Raw genomic sequence first — 5,985 nt, 5'->3', positions numbered from 1 at the left:
CGGGCGCGCCGTAAACCACATAGCGTCGATCGACCACCACGGCGGGAATCTTGGCGATGCCCAGTCCCCAGGCATCCGCGACACCTTGATAGGCGTGGCCGATGCGGCGCTGCAGCGCCTCGCCGCCGTCATGCAACCGCTGCCGCACCAGGGCTGCGGCCTGTTGCGGGTCGGCCGGCAGGTGCGCGGCGAGTTCGACCTTGATGCGCGTGGCCTGGTCCAGCTCGATGATCCGCACGCCGGCCGGGGCCTGCACCGGATGACGGCTGTCGGTGACGACGAGCACATCGGCGGCCCAGGCGGAGGGGCCGAGCAGCACAGCCAAGAGTCCGGCCGCAAGCAGGCGCCACTGCGCTACAGATGGGTTGGATATGGGAGCTGGCATGTCGAGCCACCGTGAAAACGATCAGGGTGGGTAGTCGACTCCAGGGGGGGGATGGAAGCGACTGTCAAACCGGAATCGGCACTCTCCGGTTTGATGCGACAACAGCAGCGAGCGTTATGGGCTGCTCAGGATGCAAAAAAACGGGGAAGCTGGAAGCTCCCGTCAAGATCAATACGCTGCCATCTGGAGGACCTTGTGTACGAGTCTGCGCCAGAACCTATCCATCAGCCTCCTTCTTCCGCGAGTTCGTCACTTTCCGGCTGGCATGCACGGCCAGCACGTTCTGCACGAAGCGGATGCCTGTCGTGCGCGCAGCGAATGCCGCGACCAGATACTGACCCAGGAACCAAGCGGTCGAGATCAGAATGCGAGGCGTATCCAACCCGCTGAAATACATCACCGCGGGTACTATGGGCACGAGCAGCAGCGACATAGCGGCAATGTCGCGGAACAGCAGATAGTTCTTGTGGCTGTCCACGACCGAGGGGTCTGAATCGACCTGCTTGTAGAGGCCATACCACTTCGCGTTCTGGTCGCGTTCACCCACAGGGAACTCGCCGACGTTCTTTTTCAGCTTCGTCAGGTCGATGCGGTGATCCGCCGGCGCGTGCACGGAAAAGGCACGCGAACCCGGCAACGGATGCTTGCAGCGCCAGAATACGAGGATGGCCTTGTGGTCGGCCGAGATCAGCGACGAGAAGATCAACACCGGGATCGGCAACAGTGCGGTCAGGCTGGCGCGAACGGCCGCTAGTCGAGTCGGCGTCAGATCCTCGATCGCGGTGTGGAAGGCAAGGACCAGAAGGACGAGGAAGTCCAGGATGAGCGTCGCCACCAGCCATGCGAGGTTGCGGCCCTTGAGTGTCTTGCTGCCGTAGTTTTTGGTGTCCCTCATCCATAGCACTCCGTATAGATGGTGAAATCGCCACGATCATTGACGTTGAATTGAATCCAGCCATCGCGTCGCGTCGTGAGCACACGACGCTGTTTTCCAGTCGTGGCGACAAGAACTCCGTTCGGCCAGTGATCTATGACGCGCTGGCGATAGGTCTGAGTCATCCCCTGCGTATCATGGACGATTGCTTTGTCGGACATCACGATCGCTCGCGGGTGACAGTAGCCGAATAGCGCCCGGCAGTAGCCGTTCTCTCGGCCGTGGTGGGATGCCACGAGCACGGTCGTGTCGATGAGCTCCGCTCGAAATGCCGGCTGTTCGAGCAGCGCCAGCCATCCGTCTTCTTCGAGGTCACCGGGAAACAGAATCTTGAATGGCCCGTACTTGAAGAATGCCACCATGCTCAGGTTGTTCGTGTCGTAAAAGGGTGGCGTCGAGTTCCAAAACGTCCGCACCGAGATGCCTCCCATACTCTCATCGAAGGGGACGTCCACGGGGTTGACGTAGCCGGCATGAATGTCCAAGTATCGTTCGATGTCCTCGGTCAGTTCGCCGCTGGCCTCCTTGATGATCCTCATGACTTCGGGTGACACGCTGCGATTGCGGAAGAACGTGGATACCGTGATTCCTTCTTTCCACAGGTTGTTCAGATCGCTGATGTGGTCGAGGTCCGCATTCGTCACGAACAGGTAGTCCAGAACGTTGCGCTTCAGGTAGTGCTTGATGTAGGTGCTCGGCTTCCAGCCTGTGGTGCTGTTGTCACCCGAGTCGATCATCGCCAAGCGCCCTTCCACGCCGTAGGCAGAGCGATGTGTGAGCATGGCGCAGGCGCCATGTTCAACGTCCCATATCTTCAAGATCATCTCGCCTGGCATATCACTGCACCGCACCTTGCAGGATTTGCAGGTCTTGCTCTCCGACGATGAGCTGAACAGCCGGCAGGCCGTCATCGGCCATGCCGAGTGCCAGATGGACGAGTTGCACGAGATCGTGCCGGCTCGGAGATGCGGAGTGGCCAGGCGGATGGCTATGCCATTCGCCGACGTAGCCGACCATGCCCGCGGTGCGCTTGGCGGCGTCCTTGACCGCTTCAGCAAGTCCGGCGACGCCACGCTCGAAGGAGTCGGGGCTGGCCTTGCTGTCGGAGGGCGCTGGCAAACCGGCGACGATGACAACAGCCTTGATGTTGAAATCGTAGTACCCGAGCAGCACGCCACCGGTTTCGTTGGGAAAGCTTTGCTGGCGCAAAACCCGCAACTGTTGTTCGACACCGTCGTCGATGTAGAGGTCAAGCTCACCCAGCGCGATACGCCGCTCGGGCACTGCTGGCACATCATGCACCTCGACGCCGCCACGCGCAGGATCGCGTTGCCAGATCCGAATCAGGGCATCCTCGCGCGCCACAGCGGCCTGGATCTGCTCCGCCAGCGTGCTTGCCTGGCCCAAGATGCGCGAGTAAGGCATCACGAGTGAGATGTCGCGGCAACTCGCCCCGCTCCAGAAGGTGCTCGCGTGGCCGTCGAGGTGGACTCTCCCCCAGTCCTGCTGGATCAGTGCGCGATAGTACTGCGCCTCCAGTGTGCGAAGCCGTTGCATCCGCTTCGCATCCTCGGCAAGCAGCACTGCAGCGTTGCCGTTCGGCGTGACGAAGACGGAGAAATGTCGCGGAAGGGTATCGACCGCGCTGGCCGCTCGTGGGTATTCAAGTGTGGTCGAGGCGTCGATGGCCAGTGCGGCGCCGGCGAGCGCCTGTGCGAAATCCACCTGTGCAAAGTCGCAGGCATCAGCCGCTAGTGGGACGATCTCGGTCGCTCCTTCCATTGCGGCGGAATGTAATCCTGCGACTACCGTGGCCTTGGTCTCGCCAATGTGTTGCGCGTAGGCACCGTGCCGAGAGAGGTTGTGCGGCTTGATGTGATCCTTGTCGATAACCGTCCAACGTCCCCAGCCGCTGCGGCCCCATAGATTCAGCAGAGCGCTGCCGAGCGAGCCTGCGCCGACCAATACGCCCGCTGGCCCTTCTTCCGTGACGCCGGATTGACGCATCGCCGCCGTTCGGTCGTTTTGAGTCAGGACAGCCATGGGCAGGATGGGCTGCTCGCGCCATGCCGTTGCTGGTTGCTGGTTCAGCAGGTCCTTGTAGTACCGTTTTTCATGGACAAACAATGCACCGCAGGCGATGCCGAGTTCGAGGCCGCCAATCGGTACAAGGAATGCCCGATGCGCGACGCCATCGGGCTCGGCTTCGACGCTTCGGCGAATGGGGATATGCAAGAGGATGATCGTGCCCTTGTCGTCAGCCGAGGCGGTCGTGCCTGCTTCATTGATGTCAGCCTGTAGCGCTTCCCGTAGAGGACCAATCAGGTCTACCTCGCGTCGTGCCAGTACATCCGCCAGTTGCCCCAGCGTCACAGGATCACGCTCGACGAGGCCGTGCACGATGGGGGGCAGCGCCAGTTCAATGTGCTTGGTCGTCTTGACACGCGGGGCGGTCTTCGCAATGGGTTCCAGAAAGCAAGTGAAACCGCCGTCAGGGCGTTCATGCCGGAGAACGATGGCGAAACGCAGAGCGGGATCTTTGCGGAGTTCGGTCAGATTCCACGGCAGAACGAGTTCGTACTTGCTGGCAAAGAAGAGATGCTCAACCGGCTGGTCCGCCGCGTGTAGCTCGCCTCGGGCGCTCTTCTCCAGCCACCACTGGATGCGACGAAGGAATGCTTCGGGCGTCCAGGTGCGCATTACCGCTCCGGCTGGCTCGAAATACAGGCATAGGCTCGCAGGGGTGCCGGGTACGCCTTGGTTCTGATGCATCAGGATCGGGAAGTCCTGACGCAGCGCCAACACCTCGATCAGCCTCTTGGGGTCATTGGGGACACACAGCGCCAAGCGCTCACGGTACCGGATGCCGACCGGATTCTTCGGCGGTACGTCGTCACACTCGACCTCCACGACGAGACATTCGAGCGTCGGATCGCCGTCAACGGGATGGCGGAGAATCTGGACAAGCGAATAGTCGCGCTGACGCTGGACCGCGCCAAACAGCGCTTTCGCACGGGGGATCGTTAGTTCGCTGGCGTCCTTGACCTCTACGACGTTCGCGAGCTCGTGGTACGCATCCGGCATCATCCAGCTCGTCAGCCTGCGCGCGGCGGAGTTGAGGTGATGATGGCCGGCGCGCCGATGGACGCTGAACGCTTCCAGGTAACGCCGCCGCTGGCAATCTCGAAAACGATCGGTTCTGGCTTGTTGGCGTTCGGCTCCTCCATCGTCACCAGAAACTTGCGTCCGCCGACTTCCTTCAAGTAGCGCTCGTAGGTGTTGCGGGCTTGGATGTGCGGTGGTTGCACTTGCTCGTAGGACTCCTTGATGTCTGGAATGGGCTTGCTGCAACTGACGATGTAGGCGTCGCGCTTCCCTTGGAGCAACAGTTCCTTGACCAGCGGCTTCGGCTCAGTCTCTTTGTCACCTTTCTGGCCTTCCTCGTTGAGTACCAGATAGCTGCAATGGTGCGGGATGTTGTACAGATCCCAGGCGAGGCGATCATCGTTCTTGTGGTACCTCGTCGTGCGGACGATGTCTTCCATTTCCTCCCAGGTGGCATCGCCCACTTCTAGGTAGTCGTAATACGCGCCATCTGCCAGGAAACGTACGTTGAACACCAGCGAGGCGCGGTTGCGGATGATGTCTCCTTCGTCACAATGCTTGATGAAAGGCGAGTGGCAGAAGAACTCAACCCCATCGCTGGCCAGCGAGAATCCGGGGACAATTGTGCCGGCGTCTATGAAGAGATGATCGCGCGCCGAAGCCGCTTCTCCCCGTTCGTTCAGTCGAGGTTCGAGCCAATCGGCGAGCGCCTTCGGCTTCGAGAACACAAGGATGTCCTTGCCTTCCAGTAGGCGGTGTCGCGCCTCTTGCCGGAGCAGTACAAACTCTTCCTGCTGATGGTCCTTGTCGGCCTCCTCCAGCAGCATGGCGGCTGGAACCCAAAGCTCCCGAATCTTGATCCGGCCTTCGCCTTGGTACTTCTTGGCATGCTGAAGCTCGAAGAAGTCGGTGCTGCCTTGGATGTGATCCAGGTCCGCATGAGTGAAAGCCACCACGTCGAAGTAGTCGCGATCGACTGCCTTCAGTTCGTCCTTGAAACGGGACTTCAGGTCGATTTCCGGGGTGTCGGTATCTTCGGCTCTCTCGCGGTGGCAAAAGTCGAAGAGAACGCGGCGGCCGCCAGACAGGACAATCTGGGTGGTGTCCCCGTTTCCGACCGGGTAAAAGACAACCTTATGCACGTCTGCCACGGAGTACTCCTTGTTCAGGATAAGTGGCAGCTTTGCTATTTAGCACTCTACCACCGAGAGTGCTAACACTATATATACGAATCTACTGACGATCAACACACTATATGTAGATTGTCAAGCGAGGTGCGTCGCAAAAGGTGCGTCGTGCAGGCAATACCGCCTGAGTAGCTGGGTGACCCCAGTGGTCCGTCATTGGGACGCCACGGCCCCGCGTCCATGCCGGCTAGAAATTCCACAGGCGCCCCGGAAGGGACGCCTGCGGTGCGGACTACAACAAGCCGGCTTCGGCGAACGAGTACGGGCTGCCCTTGCCGACGATGAAGTGGTCCAGCACCCGGACATCGACGGTGGCCAGGGCGCTCTTCAGCCGCTCGGTGATCGCACGATCAGCGGCCGAGGGCTCGGTGTTC

General features: G+C 60.6%; 6 protein-coding genes. All 6 read right to left on the bottom strand.

The features are described 5' to 3' along the window. The coding region (locus C8D93_RS20085) for a TIGR03757 family integrating conjugative element protein (protein WP_110267053.1) at positions 1-385 on the bottom strand (385 nt) is incomplete at its 3' end. Positions 386-602: 217 nt separating this feature from the next. Then, positions 603-1,280 (bottom strand): hypothetical protein, encoded by a 678-nt coding sequence (locus tag C8D93_RS20080; RefSeq protein WP_010792116.1) that lies wholly within the window; start codon positions 1,278-1,280, stop codon positions 603-605. Continuing rightward, positions 1,277-2,143 carry a ComEC/Rec2 family competence protein gene (locus tag C8D93_RS20075; protein ID WP_237723398.1) on the bottom strand — a complete coding sequence of 289 codons (867 nt, stop codon included), beginning with the start codon at positions 2,141-2,143 and terminating at the stop codon, positions 1,277-1,279. Before C8D93_RS20075 ends, C8D93_RS20080 begins: the two co-directional genes overlap by 4 nt. A 13-nt stretch (positions 2,144-2,156) precedes the next feature. Continuing rightward, positions 2,157-4,406: an anti-phage 6A-MBL system cap2_3 protein gene (gene cap2-3 / locus C8D93_RS20070; RefSeq protein WP_237723399.1), complete on the bottom strand. Its 2,250-nt coding sequence runs from the start codon at positions 4,404-4,406 to the stop codon at positions 2,157-2,159. 8 nt (positions 4,407-4,414) lie between these two features. Further along, positions 4,415-5,575 carry an anti-phage 6A-MBL system MBL-fold protein gene (mblB, locus tag C8D93_RS20065; protein ID WP_110267048.1) on the bottom strand — a complete coding sequence of 387 codons (1,161 nt, stop codon included), beginning with the start codon at positions 5,573-5,575 and terminating at the stop codon, positions 4,415-4,417. A gap of 268 nt (positions 5,576-5,843) precedes the next feature. Further along, the coding region (locus C8D93_RS20060; RefSeq protein ID WP_281269331.1) for a JAB domain-containing protein at positions 5,844-5,985 on the bottom strand (142 nt) is incomplete at its 5' end.

Source organism: Sinimarinibacterium flocculans, assembly GCF_003201205.1.
In the GTDB taxonomy this organism is placed as follows: Bacteria; Pseudomonadota; Gammaproteobacteria; order Nevskiales; family Nevskiaceae; genus Solimonas; species Solimonas flocculans.
Note: the sequence above shows the minus strand (reverse complement) of the source record. Positions and strands in the feature narration are given on the sequence as shown.

What these genes read in the sequence shown, in the direction of transcription:
- C8D93_RS20080 (WP_010792116.1), bottom strand. Translation starts at nt 1,280, where the DNA reads ATGAGGGACACCAAAAACTACGGCAGCAAGACACTCAAGGGCCGCAAC.
- C8D93_RS20075 (WP_237723398.1), bottom strand. Translation starts at nt 2,143, where the DNA reads ATGATCTTGAAGATATGGGACGTTGAACATGGCGCCTGCGCCATGCTC.
- cap2-3 (WP_237723399.1), bottom strand. Translation starts at nt 4,406, where the DNA reads ATGATGCCGGATGCGTACCACGAGCTCGCGAACGTCGTAGAGGTCAAG.